Raw genomic sequence first — 17,226 nt, forward strand, 5'->3', positions numbered from 1 at the left:
CAGGCTGCCCTCAGCTTCAACCCCACTGCTGCGACAGCGGGTTGGTGCAGGTCTTACACCTCCACTCGAACCAACAGCGCCTCACGGCGCAAACGAAAGTTTTGTCAGAGCCGTTCATTGGACAGACCCGCAAGGCAGCCAGGGAGTTGTTCCCTGGCCGCCCTGTGGGTTTCACGGCTCGTCGCTCACCGACAGATCAGGAGTGCTTGGGCTGGCCGCTGGCCGGGTCGAGGAACAGTGGCGCAGCGGGACGACCCTTGAAGTCGAGCATGTTGTTCAGGGAGCCTGCGAGCTGGTCGAACGAACTGTTGCCGATCCGACCAGTGCCCCAGTTGTCCTCGATGAACTTGAGGATCGAGGTCTGGTCAGTGATGGAGTGGTCCACGTAGTTGGTCTTCGCGAACGGGGAAATCACCAGCAGGGGCTGCCGTGGGCCGTAGCCGCACCGGTTCTGGTAACCACCCATCGGAGTGCCGCTGCCGCACACGCCGGCGCCGTTGAGCGCGTCACCGCTGGCGGTCGCATCGTGCGAGGCGTTCACGATGGGGGGCATGACGTGGTCGTACCAGCCGTCGGAGTCGTCGTAGGCGATGACGACCGCGGTGGACTTCCAGTCCTTCGACTTCTGCAGTGCGTTGACCGTGGTGGCCAGGAACTTCTGCTCGTCGATCGGGTTGGAGTAACCCGCGTGGCCGTCCTGGTAGGACGCCGCCTTGAGGAAGCTGACCGCCGGCAGGTTGCCCGCCTGCAGCGCCGAGTTGAAGTTCGTCAGGTCGTACTGGTGGTTGGCCTGGTCGGTGTGGCCGATCGCGGGCACCGAGGTCGGCGGCAGGTGGTGCGGGTTCGACGTCGACTGGTAGTACTCGAACGGGTTGTGGTGCGGGCTGTAGTCGGTGACCTTCGTCCCGCCTATGTTCGTGTGGGTGGAGCCGCAGACCGACTTGCCGGTGTTCGTCGAGGTGGGCTGGAAGCCGCCCTGGAACCAGCCCCAGGTGACGTTCTGCTTGTTGAGCAGGTCACCGATGTTCGGGCCGGTCATGGCCAGGTGATTGCTGGAGTTCGCGCAGTCGTCGAACGCCGGGTCGGGGTCGTTGATGACCGTGCCGACGCCGTTGGCGTCGGGGGAAGAGACCACGGAGGGGTCGTTGACCTTCTGACCGCTGGGGGTAACCGCGTAGCCGCCGTGGGTCTGGCCGGACACCAGGTTCAGCACGCCCGGGGTGGACGGGCCGAAGGTGGTGCTGAACGAGTTGTCGCTCATCGCGAAGTGCTGTGCGTAGTTCCACAGCCCCGTGACGGTGTTGCCGTCGTAGTAGTCCATGCCCACGTTCGGCACCGACACGGCCGGGGGCGCGCATGTGTCTTTGTTCGCGTACTGGACGAACATGTCCATCAGGCCGCCGTCGGCCGCCTTCTGCTCCGCGCCGTAGTTGTGGTTCTGGTCGCAGGTGATGGCCTGGGACGACGACAGTCGCTGCGGGTTGGCCGCGTTCGGGTTGTGCTGCAGCAGCGCCGAGGAGAGTCCGTTGACCGAGGGCGTGTTCGGCGCGGCCACGAACTTCGTACCGTCCGTGTTGGCCGCGAACGGGTACGTCCCGAAGTAGTGGTCGAAGGAGACGTTCTCCTGGTAGATCACCACCAAGTGCTGGATCGGGGTCGCGGTCGACGCCGCGTGGCCGTGCGTGTCGGCCTTCGGCGAGGCCGCAGCCGTTCCGACCACGCTCGCAGCGGTCAGCGCCGCGGCCGCGGCCGCGGCCCACATGTGCTTTGTCCTCACGAAGCCTTGTCCTTTCACCATCGCGCGACACGGGTCTGCGGCGCGCGCTTCGACGGGAAGACTGCAGGCACCAGAGGCCTCTGGGATGAATATGGGCACATTAAGGGCAAAAAAAATGATCAAGGTTTGGTATGGTCGCAGCGGGCCGACTTCAACTTGGACGCATGCGCAGGCAAGGCCGCGTAGTTGGTCGACTATCACTGACTCCACACTCAAAAGGTGCTGGTTCGCCGTTGACAGAGCGCCCCTGACCTGCAGTGGGGAAGATCAGCGATGCGTACCAGTTGAAAGCCGACGTCCTCGTAGTAACAGACCGAACGGGAAGAGGCAGCACGGCGCGAGGAAGGCGAGCGGACCGAGCGGGAGGCTCGTGAACGCCGTGAACGCGAGCGTGAATAGCTTGAGCGCGACCGTGAACGCCGTGAACGCGAGGCCTCCGAACGGCGCGCGAGTGAGCGGCAGGAGCTCACTCCGGTAGCGGCCCCCGAGGCTGCACCGGATAGCCCGCCGCAGCAGCCGCCCGGCCCCAACCGCGCTGCGGTTGCTGCCGAGTTGGACCACTCTCACGGCGGTTGGCCGGTCGTTCCCCTCGCTGTCACGGGCACGAACACCACCGCGTCCCTGCTCGCTGCTGCCGCGCTGGTCGGCGGACCGGCCGCCGTCGCGCTCGCCGCCACGGGGGCGGTCGTGCTCGGAGCCACGGCCGCCACGCGCAACCGCCGCGACCAGCGGCGGAACACTGGCGACCGTAGCAAGGCGGCCAACGGCGCGAGTGCCCGCCGCGCCTTGGCCGGCCGGGTGCCCCAGCAGCGTCCCACCTTGAGCAAGACCAGCACTGCCAAGATCACGGGCGGGAAGCCCGGCGGTGCGCTGGGCGGGCGGGGCAAGTGACCAGCGGGCGGCCGGGCTGGTCGCCGGGCAGCGCGCCTCGGTGCGCAAGGCACCCGCCCGCAGGAAGGCGCGCAAGGCCCTGTGTCGGTCCGCCGCCCGGTTCCAGCAGCGCCGACTGCTCGCGGCACTGCTCGCCGGGGCCCTCGGGCTGGGGCTGTTCGGCACGCCGAAGACCGCCCTGTCCATCCGGACCGTTTCTCTGCCCGAGCGATGTGTGGACGCGCTCCGCGCGCACCCTCTGCCGGGACGCCAAGGTGCGGCGCGTCCGGGTGCACGATCTCCGGCACACGTGCGCCTCGCTGCTCCTCGCCCAAGGTGTCGACGCTCGCACGATCATGGAAACGCTCGGACACAGCACGATCACCATGACCCTCGACACCTACGCGCACGTGATGCAGACGACGCTGCGCGCGGCTGCCGAGCGAATGGACGACGCGCTTGGAGTAGACGAGCCGGACGAGATTGACGGGGAGGACGCCGGGTCGGATGCCGCAGCCGGAGTCCGTCGGCGGGGACGTTGATGTCACCCGCTGATGTCAGAAGCCTCCCGGGATTATCCCAGGAGGCTTCTGAGCTGTGTGCACTCGGCAGGATTCGAACCTGCAACCTTCTGATCCGTAGTCAGATGCTCTATCCGTTAAGCTACGAGTGCTTGGCGTTCCGGGCTTTTGTGCCTGGTCGGCGTTGCGGGAACAACATTACATGACCCGCGCCGTGAGGTGAAATCCGTTAAGCGCACCCGATCTGACCTGCGAAAACACCGCCGAAACGACCGAAGCCCCCGCCATTGGCAGGGGCTTCGGTGATCAACTGGCGGAGGCGGAGGGATTTGAACCCTCGATGGGCTTTAAGACCCAAACCGCATTAGCAGTGCGGCGCCATAGACCGGACTAGGCGACGCCTCCAGCACACCCGCGTGGGCGCGAGTGGTGCGTGCAGATGATGACACAGCCCAGCGGGGTGTCACCAATCGCTGCCCACGGTACTAGGCACGCGGGCCGCAGAGCAAAGTCCCGGGTGCCCGGGGCCCGGGGGCGGTCCCCCGGAGAACATATTTCCGGTTGCGCAACGCCGGGGCTCAAGGAGCGTTAGAGATGCCGGGGCCTCGCGGCCCCTGAAGGACTCGTGATCACTTCAGCTCCAGGAGCTCCCATGCTGCGCCGCATCGTCCTCACCGCAACCGCCTCCGTCGCCGCGCTGGTCGCCGCCGTGCCTGCCGCCGGGGCCTCGCCCCTGCGGCCGTCACTGCCCCTTCCGATGCCGCTGCTGTCGTCTCCGTCCGCGGACCAGCTGACCATGACCGTCTCCGAGACCGGGGCGCGGACCCCCGAGCTGTACCAGCTCGAGTGCGGCCCCACCGGCGGGACCCACCCCTCCGCGCAGGCCGCCTGCGACCGGCTGGAACAGCTGGCGCGGGACGGAATGGACCCGTTCGCACCAGTGCCGGAGGACCAGATGTGCACCCAGCAGATGGGCGGTCCCGAAACCGCGCACATCACCGGCACCTGGCACGGGCAGCGCGTGGACGCCACCTTCAGCCGGACCAACGGCTGCGAAATCTCACGCTGGCGGACCATGGAGCCCGTACTGCCGAACACCAGGTCATAGGCACATGGCGTACGCCATGTGCACACAACCTTGGTGAGAGCTCCCCCCCATCCGCCGTCCCTCGCACATCCGCTGCCTTTAGACTCCCTCCAGTGACACGCTGGGGCCCGAGGGGCAAGATGGGACCGGCCGTCCGCACCATGCAGTAGGTCAGGGAGGAACCGTCGTTGTGAGCAGCAGGCCATCCCGAGGCGCTGCTCGCCTCGCAGCCATACTCGACGCCCTTCCGGACGGGCTCGTGCTCGTCAACTGCAACGGCACGGTCGTCAACGCCAACACCATCGCTCTCGAACTCTTCGAGACGCCCGGCACCGCCCTCGTCGGACGCGGGCTGCTCGATCTGCTGCCCTCGTTCGACTCCCGGCTGATCCCGGGCTCCATGCGACGGCCCGAGGCGGCGGACGAGCGGGGGCGCACCAAGCCGGCCCGGATGGTCGCGCGGCGTACGGACGGCAGCGAGTTCCCGGTCGAGGTGACCAGCGCGAGCCTGGAGAACGGGCGCGAGGCGTACGACTCGTACACCGGCTACACCGGGGACGAGCTGCTGATGCTCGTCGTCCGGGATCTCTCCGGCACCGTGGACACGGAAGCGGAGCTGGCGCGTTCGCAGCGGCAGACCGAGATGATTCTGCGGGCCGCGTCCGAGGGTGTCGTTGGAACGGACACGGACGGTCGGGTCGTGCTGGTCAATCCGGCGGCCGCGCAGATCCTCGGGTTCCGGGCGAGCGACCTGGGCGGTCAGGAGCTGCATCCGCTGATCCTGCACTCGCGCGCGGACGGCGAGCCCTTCCCGTACGAGGAATCACCGCTCGCGGACACCCTCAAGTCCGGCCGCAAGCACCGGGTGCGCGGACAGGTGCTGTGGGCGAAGAACGGCTCGAAGGTGGCCGTCGATCTGACGACCGCGCCGGTACGGGACGGGGACCAGCTCGTCGGCGCGGTGATGACCTTCACCGACCGGCGTCCGTACGAGGAGCTGGCGGAGCAGCACGCGGCGGAGCTCACCCGGACGACCGAGCGGCTCACGGCCGAGCTGGCCGAGACCACCGAGCGGCTCACGGCCGAGATGGCGGACAAGTCGGAGCGGTACTCCGCCGAGATCGAGGCGCGCGCAGACCGGTACGAGGAACTGGCCGCCCGGCACACCCAGCTGACCGCCGTCCTCGGCGAGTCGCTGCGGGGGCCGCTGGAGGAACTCCGCGCCGAACTGGGGACGCTGGCCGCCGACCCGGCAGGCCAGCTGTGGCCCGAGGCCAACCAGATCCTGCACCATCTGGCCGCCGGATATGCCCGGATGACGACGCTTGTCGACAATGTGCTGGGCTTCCAGCGGCTCGACACCGGCACGGAGGGGCTGAACAAGGCGAACGCACTGCTCGACGGGATCGTGGCGGCGGGCGTAGAGGGCGCGATCGAGCTGATCGGCCCGGGGCGGGCGCAGTTCGCGGTGCACGCGCCGCCGATAGAGGCCGAGGTGGACGCGGGGCGGCTGGCGACGGCGCTCGCGCATCTGGTCGCCGACGTCGCCGGCGTCGACTCGACCGGCAAGGCCCGAGTGGTTCCGGGCGGTGGGTATGTGGACTCGACCGTCGTGGTGGCGGCGGCGCAGCGCGGTGACGTCGTACGGATCGAGGTGCGGGGGCCGTTCGCCGGGGGAGACCCGGTGCACGAGCCGATCGTGCGCGGGATCGTACGGGCGCACGGCGGGGTGCTGCAGACGCATGAGGTGCCGGGGATGAGCGGCAGCGCGTACGTCCTGGAGGTGCCGCTCGGCGAGGGCTCGGGGACTGTGACGCCTCCCGCTCCGGCTCCGCAGCAGAGCGGTGCGCTCGCGCTGCCGGAACAGCAGACGGGCACGCCCGGCGGGCGCGGACGACGGCGCGCGCGGCGGGCATCCACGGATGCCTTCCTGGAGAGCCCGGTGGCCATGGAGGACCCGGTGGCCGCGCAGCCGACGGGGCGGCGCCGGGCGCAGGGGCAGGAACCGCAGCAGGACCTGATCCCGGCCCAGGATTCGGGCGAGGGGAGTGGTCCCGCCAACGGCGCAAACGGCGGAGGCGGAAACGGCGGGACCGGGCGGCGGCGCGGCCGGCCGAGCCCCGCCGAGCAGGCCGTCGCGGTTGCCGCGGGCGGCATCCGGCCCGCCGAGGGCTCGGTGGTGACGGCCGCGGAGGGCGCGGCGTCTACCGGGCGCCCGGCGCTCGGCGAGACGGTGCCGCCGCAGGGCGTGCCCGTCGAACCACATGGAACGGGCCCCTCGGGGCGGCGCGCGAGGCGCGGCGCGGAGGGCGGGCTGCCCGAGCTCTCCGCTGCTCCGGGTCCGGGTGCGGCTCCGGCTGCGGGTCCGGCTCCGGCTGCGCCCGCCGGGCGGCGGGCCAGGCGGGCGCTGGCGACCGCGCCGGCCGAGGTGGAGTCAGGGCGCACGGCGTTCGCGCTGCCGCCGGCCGAGGCCGACCGGATCTTGCCGACGGCGGGTGAGTCGGATGCCTCGCTGCCGGGCCGGCACGACGCCGTACCTACCGAGCCGGACGCCGATCGCCACACACAGCCACGGCCGCATCCCGTACCGAAGGGCCGCCGCCGCGGCGGCAAGGAGGCGCAGCCGCTGCCCGCCGAGACACCCGACGCGCGGCCCGCGCAGCCCGACGCGCAGCCGCAGACGCCGCCCGAGTGGGCGAAGGCAGGCACCTCGGGCACCAGTCTCGCGGCGCTCGCCTCTGACGGCTCGACCGGTCAGCACACAGCGACTGTCGACGAGGCCGCCCCCGCCGCGAGCACCGGGGAGACGGTCCAGGCCACCGGCTCCGTATCCCTGCCGGAGCCGCAGACGCCGCAGCAGCCGCAGACGCCGCCCTTGCCGCAGCCCGGCGCCGACGGGCCATCGGCCACGCCGCGCGCCGCCCAGCCACTGCCCGCCGAGGCTCCGGCTCCGGCAGACTCCACGCAGGGGCGCGCGTTCAGCGTGCGCACGCTCGGACAGGGCGTGCCGTTCTCGCAGCAGATCGCCCAGCAGCAGAACCAGACGCTCGCCTCCGGCCGTCGCCGCAAGCTGGCCACGCCCCCGGAGGGCGAGCGGCCCGAGGCCGCCGCCCGGCCGCACCCGCAGGCTCCGGCTCAGACCGGGTCGCGGCTGCCGGCCGACCGGTCCGAGGGCCGGGCCTACGTGATCGGAGCGCCCGACGAGGGCGCGGAGGGCCCCGAGCCGCTCGACGGCCCGGGCGGCGCGGTCGAGGTGGCAAACCGGCCACAGCCGCAGCCCGTCGACGACGAACTGCCCCCGGAGCCGCTGGACAACCCGCGCCGGCTGCTGGTCTGGCCCGCGCCCGACGTCTCCACGCAGCAGGCACTGAGCGACCGCGGCTACCGCCCGGTGGTCGTGCACTCGCGCGAGGAGGTCGACGCGCAGATCGCAGCCTTCCCGGCGGCGCTCTTCGTCGATCCGCTGACCGGCCCCATCACCCGGACCGCGCTGCAGTCGCTTCGCCAGGCCGCGGTGGCCGCTGAGGTCCCGGTGCTGGTGACGGCAGGTCTGGGGCAGGCGACGCGGGAGGCAGCGTACGGCGCGGATCCGGCCGTACTCCTCAAGGCGCTGGCCCCGCGCGACAGCGAACAGCACCCCTCGCGCGTGCTGTTGATCGAGGAGCACGAGGAGATCGCGCTCGCGCTGTCGGCGACCCTGGAACGCCGCGGCATGCAGGTCGCTCGCGCAAGCGCGGACACGGACGCGGTCACGCTCGCCGCCCAGATGCGGCCGAACCTGGTGGTGATGGACCTGATGCAGGTGCGCCGCCGCAGGGCCGGGATCATCGACTGGCTGCGCGCGAACGGTCAGCTGAACCGCACCCCGCTGGTCGTCTACACCTCGGCGGGCCTCAACCGCGCGGAACTGCCTCGCCTCTCGTCGGGAGAGACGGTGCTCTTCCTGGCGGAACGCTCCACTAGCAACGAGGTCCAGGCCCGTATCGTCGACCTGCTGGCGAAGATCGGGACCAACTGATCGGCCAGGGGCGGCAGTTGTCACTGCCGCCCCTGGCCGCACGTACTACAGCTGCACGCACTACAGCTGCACGTACTACAGCTGCACGCACTACAGCTGCACGTACTACAGCTGCGTGACGTCCAGCTCGCCGTCCGCGTAGCGCTTGCGGATTACCTTTTTGTCAAACTTGCCCACGCTCGTCTTCGGCACCGCCGGAATCACCGCCCACCGCTCCGGCAGCTGCCACTTCGCGATCTTCTCGGCGAGGAAGGCCTTCAGCGTCTCGTAGTCCGCGGTCGAACCCTCCTTCAGCACCACCGTCGCCAGCGGCCGCTCGCCCCACTTGTCGTCCGGGACCGCGACCACCGCCGCCTCCGCGACCTCCGGGTGGGCCATCAGCGCGTTCTCCAGCTCAACGCTGGAGATCCATTCGCCGCCGGACTTGATGACGTCCTTCGCGCGGTCGGTCAGCGTCAGAAAACCGTCGGGGCTGATCACGCCGACGTCGCCGGTCTTCAGCCAGCCGTCCTCGCTGAACTTGTCCTCGGGCTTGAAGTCGTCGCCGCCCGCGCCGCCGTAGTACGCGCCGGCGATCCAGGTGCCGCGCACCTCCAGCTCACCGGCCGACGCGCCGTCCCACGGCAGGATCTCGCCGCCGGGGCCGGCCAGACGGGCCTCGACGCCCGCCGGGAAACGGCCCTGGGTGATGCGGTACGGCCACTCCCCCTCCGCGCTCAACCCCGCCGGCGGGTGCGCCATCGTGCCGAGCGGCGAGGTTTCCGTCATGCCCCAGGCGTGGCACAGCCGCACTCCCAGCTTGTCGTACGCCTCCATCAGCGCCGACGGGCAGGCAGAGCCGCCGATGGTGACCTGCTTCATGGAGCTCAGGTCCCGGGGGTTCGCGGTGACTTCGGCCAGCAGGCCCTGCCAGATCGTGGGGACGGCCGCGGCGTGCGAGGGCTTCTCGCGCTCGATCATGTCGGCGAGCGGCGCGGGCTGCAGGAAGCGGTCGGGCATCAGCATGTTGATGCCGGTCATGAACGTGGCGTGCGGCAGGCCCCAGGCGTTGACGTGGAACTGCGGGACGACGACGAGGGTCGTGTCGCGGTCCGTCAGCCCCATCGACTCGGCCATGTTGACCTGCATGGAGTGGAGATAGATGGAGCGGTGGGAGAAGACCACGCCCTTGGGGTCGCCGGTGGTGCCGGAGGTGTAACACATGGCCGCGCCGGTGCGCTCGTCCAGCTCCGGCCAGTCGTAGCTGGTCGGGCGGTCGGCGATCAGCTCCTCGTACTCGTACACCCGCGCCTGGGCGTCGGCGAGGAGTCCGCGGTCGCCCGGGCCGGACACGACGATGTGCTCGATCGTCGGAAGATGCGGCAGCAGCGGCGCGAGCAGCGGGAGCAACGAGCCGTTGACGATGACAGCGCGGTCGGCGGCGTGGTTGACGATCCACACCAGTTGCTCCGCGGGGAGGCGGAGGTTGAGGGTGTGCAGTACGGCGCCCATGGAGGGGATCGCGAAGTACGCCTCGACATGCTCGGCGTTGTTCCACATCAGGGTGGCGACGCGCTGGTCGCCGTCGATCCCGAGCTCGTCGCGCAGGGCGTTGGCCAGTCGGGTCGCACGCTCCCCGACCTCCGCGAAGGTGCGGCGCTGCGGCTCGGCCTCACCTGTCCAGGTGGTGATCTGCGACTTTCCGTGGATCGTCATCCCATGCTGAAGGATGCGGGTCACAGTCAGCGGTACGTCCTGCATGGTGCTCAGCACGGCGTCCTCCCGGTGGGCGCTAGCGCTACGTGGCAGTAAGGGTGTGAAGATTCTGCTCACGTACCGCTTGGTATGTCACTACCCGGGGGTAAGGATTCGCTGCACATGGGCGGACGGGACCGGACCCACATCAGCGCACGAGGGCGGACCGGATCAGCACACGGGGCCGGACCGGATCAGCACACGGGCGACAGCTCAGGGTCCTCCCGCAGCTTGCCGAGCGCCCGGGACACCGCGCTCTTGACCGTACCGACCGACACTCCGAGCACCTCGGCCGTCTGGGCCTCGCTGAGATCCTCGTAGTAGCGCAGCACGACCATCGCCCGCTGCCGGTCCGGCAGCTTCATCACGGCGCGCCACATCGCATCGTGCAGCACCTGCTGCTCGGCCGGGTCCGGCGCGGGCACCATCTCCGGCTCGGGCAGCTCGTCGCAGGCGAACTCGTCCACCTTCCGCTTGCGCCACTGCGAGGTACGGGTGTTCAGCAGGGCACGGCGGACATAGCCGTCGAGCGCCCGGTGGTCCTCGATCCGCTCCCACGCGACATACGTCTTCGCGAGCGCGGTCTGCAGCAGGTCCTCGGCGTCGCTCGGGTTCGCGGTGAGCGAGCGGGCGGTACGCAGCAGTACGGGCCCCCGCGCCCGTACATACGACGAAAACGACGAATAGGGAGCGCAGGGCGTATAGCGCGCGGTCGGCGCGTACGAGGGCACCGGCGCGGCGGCCTTCGAAGCGCTTGTGCAGACTGGCGTGGTCATGGGTTCCACGCTAGGAGTGGGCAGTACTGTCGCGGATCGGCCCCAAGTCCCGAAGCGTTGTCCGCCTCAGGTTGTACGGGTGGGGTTGCCCTCACCTCCTGAAGGTGGAGGAGACCCTCAGGGTCGGACAGGGCAGCGGACACCACCGCGGTCACCGTTAACAGGGCAACGGGGACACGGCCACGGTCACCGTCGGGGATACCGATACGTCCACCGACACGGATACGGCCACCGCGGCTGCTCACCCGTCAGCGCCCAGGATCAGCCCGGAGGTGGGGACGCCGGTGCCGACCGTGACCAGTGTCCTGGCCGCGCCCGGTATCTGGTTCGCCGAGGTACCGCGCAGCAGGGTCGGACCTACGGTGTTCAGCGTCACCATGGAGACGGGGGCACCCGCCCGGTACGCCTCATCGAAGAAGACGAACTGCTCGTCGGGGCCCCGCCCCTGGCCTCCGTACTCAATGGGCCGGCCGAGGCCGCAGCCCGTCCGCGCCGATCCGTCGCAGCAGCCGGCGCTGCCGCGTCGGGTCGTCGGCGGGTGGCGGTCCGTCCGGCATCACATCTCGGAGGTACGAGCGCAGTTCGGCGCGCAGCAGTTGCTGCCGCTCCGTCGGGGCGAGGTGCACGGGGGCTGCCTCCCGGGCGTACGGATCAGGATTTCTGACTGTCTGTCATATACGCACCCGCCGTCAAGGTCGGCGCCGGACGCGGCCATCGCGCACAGCGGCACGCACAACCGCAGCAGACAGCCACAACGCAAAACCGCCTGCGCGGCGGCACCGAAGTACCGCCGCGCAGGCAGTTGTTCACCCCTTGGTCGAACCCCCCATCGGGCCGGTCGTCACCACAGACTCGTGAAGTTCACCACCGTGTTGGACTGGTCGATCGCGGTGAAGCGGGAGCCGTTCACACTGGCGGTGTTGTTCTGGTTGGACGCACCGGCGCCGCTTGCCACCTGCTGGGTGGTGGTCGAGTTGCCCCAGTTGTCGCCGCCGATGCCGCTGAGCACCGAGGCCACCGTCGCGTTCGATCCGTCGTCCGCGAAGGCGCCGTTGTCGGCCTGCGCAACACCCGAGAAGAGGGCGGCAGCGAGGGGCAGGGCAGCGACAGCGGCGATGGCGCGGGCGGTGCGGATGCTTGCCATGTCATTTCCTCCATGAACCGGAACTGCAGAAGTACGGCTTGTTCCAAGGCAGTTGGCCGACCGCCCCGGATCGTGGTCACGACGTCGCGAGATCAGAGTTGCCCACCGAATCCCTGGCGAACCACCCTGGAGCACCCAATTCGCCCTCAAGCGTGATGACATGTCGATAAACCTCCTTCACGCCCGCAGAGCCCCAGTTCAGCCCGATGCACACCGCAAAGATCGACCAGGACAAGGGGTGAACCGTTTCAGCACGCTTTCGGCCAATCTTTTCCTCTTCCCTTCTTCGAACACTTGTACGAGAATGGAGCCATGGCCACCACCGACCGGCAGACCGCCACCCTGGCCCTCGCCCACGCTCTCTCCGCCGCCGAGCGCGGGCTCCCCGTCATCCCCCTGTCCCCCACCAAGCTGCCAGCCCTGCGCTCACCCCACCGGGGCGACCCCGAGCCGGTCCTGTGCCGCGGTGAATGCGGCCTGCCGGGCCATGGCGTCCACGACGCCACCACCGACCCGGCCGGGATCCGCGCCCTGTTCGCCGCCGCCCCCTGGGCCACCGGCTACGGCATCGCCTGCGGCCGGCCGCCGCACCATCTGATCGGCATCGACCTCGACACCAAGTCCTCGACCGACTCCGTGACCGCGCTGCAAGACCTGGCCCTGCGCCATCTGTTCACGATCCCGGAGACGGTCACCGTCCTCACCCCGAGCGGCGGCCGCCACATCTGGCTGACCGGCCCGCCCGACGTCGTCGTCCCGAACTCCGCGAGCCGGCTCGCCGCCGGCATCGACGTCCGCGGCGCCGGCGGCTATCTCGTCGGCCCCGGGTCGGTGAGCGTCCATGGCGCGTACCGGCTCGTCCCCGGCACGGCCGAGCTGTCCCCCGCGCCATGCCCCCGCGCACTCCTGCGCCTCATCACACCCCCCGCACGCCCCCACCACCCCACGCGCCCCGCCCCCTCCCGTCCGCCCCAGGGCCAGGGCCTGGTCCAGTTCGTCCTCGCGGCCCACGCGGGCCAGCGCAACACCCGGCTGTTCTGGGCGGCTTGCCGCGCCTACGAGAACGGCTTCGGCGACGACCTCGCGGACGCCCTCACCGAAGCGGCGGTCCGCGCGGGCCTGACCGAACGCGAGGCCCGCGCGACGATCGCCTCGGCCGACCGGCTCACCTCGGGCCGGGGCCGCTGACGGGGGCAAGGGTGTGGGAAGCCAGGATCTGCAGCGGCTGGAACACCGTGCGCGACCTCGTCGCCGCCGGCGACCTGACCGATGACGGCAAGGCCGACCTGCTGGCCCGCGACGGGGCACGGGCGCTGTGGCTGTACCCCGGCAACGGCAAGGCTGCCTTCGGCGCGCAAGAAGCTCCCGTACGCCTCGCCTGCCGACCAGCCGGTCATGGCCACCAGTGACGTGAACGGTGACGGACTGTCCGATTTCATGCTGTTCGTTGAATACCCCGACCGCCGCCTGAAACAAGCCAGCCTCTACGAAACTCGGAGCAGCTCACCGGGTTCTTCAACCGCTAACTTGTTGAAGGCTTGCCCTTCCATGACAGGCAGCCTCTTCAGCACCACAGACGGTAGGTGCGGGAAGCTCAGACGGCAGGTCCCGGAAGGCTGCGAGTGAGCTTTGCCACCCATCACACCTTTGTTCATCCCGTCCGCATGGAACGGCCGAGATCACACACCCCCGCGGTGTGATCAATATTTGATACGCTGCCGCTCGGTTCTGCATAGTTAGCAGTGTCGGTGCCTGCATACAGCAGGATGAATTTCCCGGAGGGATCAGAACGCCATGTCGGCCGCAGCGACCACTAGTCAAGAAAAAAACAGTGGCGCGGTGGCAGATTCAACCCCCCTGGGCTCCTGGTATCGGCGTCGCGGCGCGGCTCTCGCTATCACGCTGTTTGTGCTCATAAGGGTACTCGGTGTCGTTTCCCTAGTCATTTGGTGCACCCATACAGGCAAAAGTCCTCGTGTACTTCTCTCCGAGAGATGGGATTCCCTCTGGTATGTGAGAGCAGCCGAGTATGGCTATGACTTCACTTTGCGTGCGCCCGATGGCCGAGTCCTGTCAAATATGGCCTTCTTCCCTCTTCTCCCTTGGCTAGAAGAAGGCGTCCATGCGGCCACGGATTTGAGTTTACCTGCCTCGGGACTGCTTATCAGTGCGATTTCTTCAATTCTCGCAGCCTGGGCGATCTTCCACGTCGCACGTTTCACGTACGGAGACAGAGCAGGCGTAATCTGCGTCGCGCTATGGGCGGCCTTGCCCGTCGGAATCGTCCAGTCCATGGCGTACAGCGAATCCCTTTTCGTTGCTGTATCCGCCTGGGCACTTTTCTCAATTCTGCGAAAGCGATGGATACTCGCAGGAGTTTTGGCCGCAATGGCCGGCTTGACCCGACCCGTTGGCCTCGCAGTTACCCTAGCCTTGCTCTTCGCCGTCTGGCACAGCCTTCGAAAGAGGAGTCTTTCCTCGCGGAATGAGCGGCTTGCGGCATACCTTGCCTGCTTGATTGCTCCTGCGGGGGCCGCCTCATACATTCTTTGGGTTGGCGACCAAAGGGGCAGTATCCTCGCCTACCTCGATGTGCAAGATGAGTGGGGCAATGGTTTCGATGGCGGTTGGGCATTCGCCCACTTCATTGCCGCCGGCAATCAATGGGTTGCTGCACTTACCCTCTTGGTCCTGCTGGCGCTGGCAGCTTGGCCCCATTACATAGGAAAGAAGCAGCTTCAACCAGCCCCGGTACTCCTCTACTCCGCCATTGTTACCATTCTGGCGATTGGAGCTTCTGGGTACTTTGGATCGAAACCGCGACTACTGCTTCCGGCCTTCCCCATACTGATTCCGATCGCCTTGACGCTAACTAAGAGTCGGCCCGTATACACGTACATCGTCTTGGCGCTGATGACCACGTCGTCTGCTATTTACGGTGCTTTTTGGCTTAACGGTTCCGGCCCTCCGTAGAAACGGCCAAAGGCTGGACCACGTCGCCCCTCATCGGACTTTTCCAGTGCCCTCTATCAGCTGGCCCTGTCCGTGTTGAGCCGGTGACTGACGGGCAACTCGAGAACGCAGGGCTGCTTCCCGAATTAAAATTTTGCCAGGCGATCGAGACAAGACACCCACCGTCTTTCGAGACCAGGGAGGGCCGAGAACCGCGATTCTCGGCCCTCCCCTTCGCGTAGATCAGGTCGCTATTCGGCGCCGAATTACCCTGCTACTTCATCTGCACAACAACATCGAAAATGTTGAAGTAGCAGTCGGTCGCGTAGACCCTGGTCTTCTTGTTCGTGGTTATCCACTGCGTGTTGTCCGTGTCGTTCCAGCTGCAGACTGATGGCGAGTTCGTCTCTCGCGCGGACGCGGAAGAACCGCCGGCGGACGTGGTCGCTGCCCTCGCCGGGCTAACCAAACACTCGCTCAAAGTCACCGAGGCCGCCAAGCCCGAACGTCTGCGGGCTGCACTGGACGCCCTCTCACGCAAGCTCAACGGGAAGCCTGCCGCCGACAACACCGTGAACCGCAAGCGCATGGTGCTGAGCAACGCCATGCGCTACGCGATCGAGAAGGACATTCTCTCGGTCAACCCGCCGCGCTCGGGTCGACTGAGACCCTCCGGCCAAGGATGACGAGGTCGACTTCCGATACGTGCCCAACCCCGAGCAGGCAGCCGCGCTCATCGCCGCCGTCCGTGAACGGGGAGACAGGGGCGCCCACCTCGCCCCGTTCTTCGGCTGCCTCTACCACGCGGCCATGCGCCCATCCGAGATCGCGGCCCTACGAGAGGCAGACTGCCGCCTTCCCGAATCGGGATGGGGTGAGTTGGTCCTCGCGGGCAGCCGCCCGGAAGTCGGCTCCGGGTGGACCGACGACGGCGCATCGCACGAGCAGCGCGGGCTGAAGCGCAGGGCGCGACGGGCCACCAGGCCCGTGCCCATTCCGCCGGCCCTCACCAAGATGCTGCGCGACCACATCGAGGCGTACGGCACCGCAGAAGATGGCCGACTCTTCCGGGCAGCACGCAACGGGCGCGTGAGATCCACCGAGTACTGCGAAGCCTGGGACAAGGCGCGCGGCAAGGCGCTGTCCGAGGCGGAGGCTGCCACGCCGCTCGCGGACGTTCCGTACTCGCTCCGGCGCGCCGGCGTCTCCCTGTGGATCAACTCGGGCGCGGACCCTGTCGAAGTGGCACGGCGCGCCGGCCACAGCCTCACGGTCCTGTTCCGCTTCTACGCCAAGATCCTGCGCGGTCAGCAGTCACTCGCGAATGAGCTGACCGGATGGCTCAGCGTAATCACAGGTCAACCACGGCGTCCTCATATGAACGGCCAGCAGGCTCTGCGTAGTTGCCCAAGCGAGAGGACGCCATCATGAACGACTACGACCCGACAAGCCACTCTCCGGCCGGGTCAGCCCCGGCGACCATGGCCGTGCAAGCACGCCGGCCGAGCGTACGGCGGTTGCTGTCGAAGAAAAAGGGTGGATGGATCGTGGCCGCCGGGCTGACGTGTGCGGTGGCCGGACTGACCGGCACGTCCGCCGCGGCGGACTCGTCGTCCGCGTCGTCCCTTTCGGCCACAGCCACGTCCTCACCGACCGCATCGCCCACCCCGCCCGCCGGCGGCGGGCCCGTGGCTGGGCCGTCCGCCGGGGGTGCGACCGGCATCGTCGACACCACATCCAGGTCGGGCTTCACCTTTTCGACGGCAATGGGTGTGGAGGTGACCGTCGACGTGGCGTCCTCCACGACCTACGAGAAGGGAACCCACCGCGCCTCGGCGAGCGCCGTGAAGAAGGGCGCAAGCGTCCTCGTCCTGGGGACGGTCGACAGCGCGACCATCACGGCTACGCAGGTCATCGTGCAACCCGGGGGCGACGGCGGAGCTGCGGCTGCCGAGGCGGCAGGGGTGATCCCCTTCCAGCAGGGGACGCCGTCACCGGCGAAGACGGTCGGTGAGATCCCGGACTACACCGAGGGAGAGGGGACGATCGTCAGCGGGACGACGGCGAACAAGGCGACGAAGGCCGCGCAGGCCGTCGTCCCCGGAGGCGTCGTCAACCGTGTGGTGGAGCTGAGCGGCGGCGAGTACGAGGTTCACAACGTCGGCGTCAACTGGCCGCACCACATTTTCGTCAGCAAGGACTTCAAGGTCCTCGGCTACGAGTAGCCGCCGCGATAGAGCGCCGGTGCCCGTGGCCGGCTCGGGTTGGGCCCGGGGGGGGGGGGCCCCGGGGGACCCCCCCGACGGGCGCACAGCCGCAAAACGGGGGGGCCCGGGGTGCGAGGGGC

Annotated in this window: 15 protein-coding genes, 2 tRNA genes and 1 pseudogene; 10 read left to right on the forward strand and 8 right to left on the reverse strand. The window is 68.7% G+C overall.

The features are described from left to right. Positions 1-196: 196 nt before the first annotated feature. A complete protein-coding gene (locus ACWDO5_RS31280) occupies positions 197-1,762 on the reverse strand; it encodes a phospholipase C (protein WP_450533852.1) in 1,566 nt (521 codons plus the stop codon). A gap of 567 nt (positions 1,763-2,329) precedes the next feature. Between ACWDO5_RS31280 and ACWDO5_RS31285 the strand changes: the two genes are divergently transcribed. Together ACWDO5_RS31285 and ACWDO5_RS31290 are read left to right on the forward strand one after the other, a co-directional pair. After that, entirely contained in the window at positions 2,330-2,668 is a 339-nt protein-coding gene (locus tag ACWDO5_RS31285; protein WP_450533837.1) for a hypothetical protein, read from the forward strand. A gap of 254 nt (positions 2,669-2,922) precedes the next feature. Next, positions 2,923-3,189, forward strand: a complete 267-nt coding sequence (locus ACWDO5_RS31290; RefSeq protein ID WP_450533853.1) for a tyrosine-type recombinase/integrase — start codon at positions 2,923-2,925, stop codon at positions 3,187-3,189. A gap of 58 nt (positions 3,190-3,247) precedes the next feature. Here ACWDO5_RS31290 and ACWDO5_RS31295 read toward each other — a convergent pair. Next, positions 3,248-3,320: transfer RNA gene (locus ACWDO5_RS31295), tRNA-Arg, on the reverse strand. Positions 3,321-3,479: 159 nt separating this feature from the next. Further along, positions 3,480-3,573 (reverse strand) — tRNA-Ser (locus ACWDO5_RS31300). Positions 3,574-3,820: 247 nt separating this feature from the next. On the opposite strand from ACWDO5_RS31300, the gene ACWDO5_RS31305 reads away from it, so the two are divergent. Both ACWDO5_RS31305 and ACWDO5_RS31310 read left to right on the forward strand, forming a co-directional pair. Then, the gene (locus ACWDO5_RS31305; protein WP_450533839.1) at positions 3,821-4,276 is read left to right on the forward strand and encodes an SSI family serine proteinase inhibitor; all 456 of its coding nucleotides are present in this window, start codon (positions 3,821-3,823) and stop codon (positions 4,274-4,276) included. Between the two features lie 169 nt (positions 4,277-4,445). Beyond that, complete coding sequence (locus ACWDO5_RS31310) at positions 4,446-8,273, forward strand: PAS domain-containing protein (RefSeq protein ID WP_450533840.1); 3,828 nt, start codon at positions 4,446-4,448, stop codon at positions 8,271-8,273. Between the two features lie 105 nt (positions 8,274-8,378). On the opposite strand, the gene ACWDO5_RS31315 is transcribed toward ACWDO5_RS31310, so the two are convergent. From ACWDO5_RS31315 to ACWDO5_RS31330, 4 genes and pseudogenes are all read right to left on the reverse strand, one after another. Beyond that, positions 8,379-10,025 carry a long-chain fatty acid--CoA ligase gene (locus ACWDO5_RS31315; RefSeq protein ID WP_450533841.1) on the reverse strand — a complete coding sequence of 549 codons (1,647 nt, stop codon included), beginning with the start codon at positions 10,023-10,025 and terminating at the stop codon, positions 8,379-8,381. A gap of 176 nt (positions 10,026-10,201) precedes the next feature. After that, positions 10,202-10,783, reverse strand: coding sequence for a SigE family RNA polymerase sigma factor (locus tag ACWDO5_RS31320; RefSeq protein ID WP_450533842.1), 582 nt, complete (start codon positions 10,781-10,783; stop codon positions 10,202-10,204). Between the two features lie 333 nt (positions 10,784-11,116). Beyond that, positions 11,117-11,409: pseudogene (locus ACWDO5_RS31325) on the reverse strand (acyl-CoA dehydrogenase family protein); the annotation flags it as partial. Positions 11,410-11,624: 215 nt separating this feature from the next. Next, positions 11,625-11,927 (reverse strand): hypothetical protein, encoded by a 303-nt coding sequence (locus ACWDO5_RS31330; RefSeq protein ID WP_450533843.1) that lies wholly within the window; start codon positions 11,925-11,927, stop codon positions 11,625-11,627. Positions 11,928-12,239: 312 nt separating this feature from the next. On the opposite strand from ACWDO5_RS31330, the gene ACWDO5_RS31335 reads away from it, so the two are divergent. From ACWDO5_RS31335 to ACWDO5_RS31355, 5 genes are all read left to right on the forward strand, one after another. Further along, positions 12,240-13,115, forward strand: coding sequence for a bifunctional DNA primase/polymerase (locus ACWDO5_RS31335; protein ID WP_450533844.1), 876 nt, complete (start codon positions 12,240-12,242; stop codon positions 13,113-13,115). Positions 13,116-13,126: 11 nt separating this feature from the next. Then, positions 13,127-13,336 (forward strand): hypothetical protein, encoded by a 210-nt coding sequence (locus ACWDO5_RS31340; RefSeq protein ID WP_450533845.1) that lies wholly within the window; start codon positions 13,127-13,129, stop codon positions 13,334-13,336. A 604-nt stretch (positions 13,337-13,940) separates the two neighbouring features. Further along, positions 13,941-14,900, forward strand: coding sequence for a glycosyltransferase family 39 protein (locus tag ACWDO5_RS31345; protein WP_450533846.1), 960 nt, complete (start codon positions 13,941-13,943; stop codon positions 14,898-14,900). Positions 14,901-15,220: 320 nt separating this feature from the next. Beyond that, on the forward strand, positions 15,221-15,565 hold the full coding sequence (locus ACWDO5_RS31350) for a hypothetical protein (RefSeq protein ID WP_450533847.1): 345 nt from the start codon (positions 15,221-15,223) through the stop codon (positions 15,563-15,565). 19 nt (positions 15,566-15,584) lie between these two features. After that, positions 15,585-16,310, forward strand: a complete 726-nt coding sequence (locus ACWDO5_RS31355) for a hypothetical protein (RefSeq protein ID WP_450533848.1) — start codon at positions 15,585-15,587, stop codon at positions 16,308-16,310. Between the two features lie 4 nt (positions 16,311-16,314). On the opposite strand, the gene ACWDO5_RS31360 is transcribed toward ACWDO5_RS31355, so the two are convergent. Beyond that, positions 16,315-16,683, reverse strand: coding sequence for a hypothetical protein (locus ACWDO5_RS31360; RefSeq protein ID WP_450533849.1), 369 nt, complete (start codon positions 16,681-16,683; stop codon positions 16,315-16,317). On the opposite strand from ACWDO5_RS31360, the gene ACWDO5_RS31365 reads away from it, so the two are divergent. Continuing rightward, entirely contained in the window at positions 16,670-17,104 is a 435-nt protein-coding gene (locus ACWDO5_RS31365; RefSeq protein ID WP_450533851.1) for a hypothetical protein, read from the forward strand. The two genes, ACWDO5_RS31360 and ACWDO5_RS31365, sit on opposite strands and share 14 nt — an antisense overlap. Positions 17,105-17,226 lie beyond the last annotated feature (122 nt).

The organism is Streptomyces sp. NPDC000880 (genome assembly GCF_053599675.1).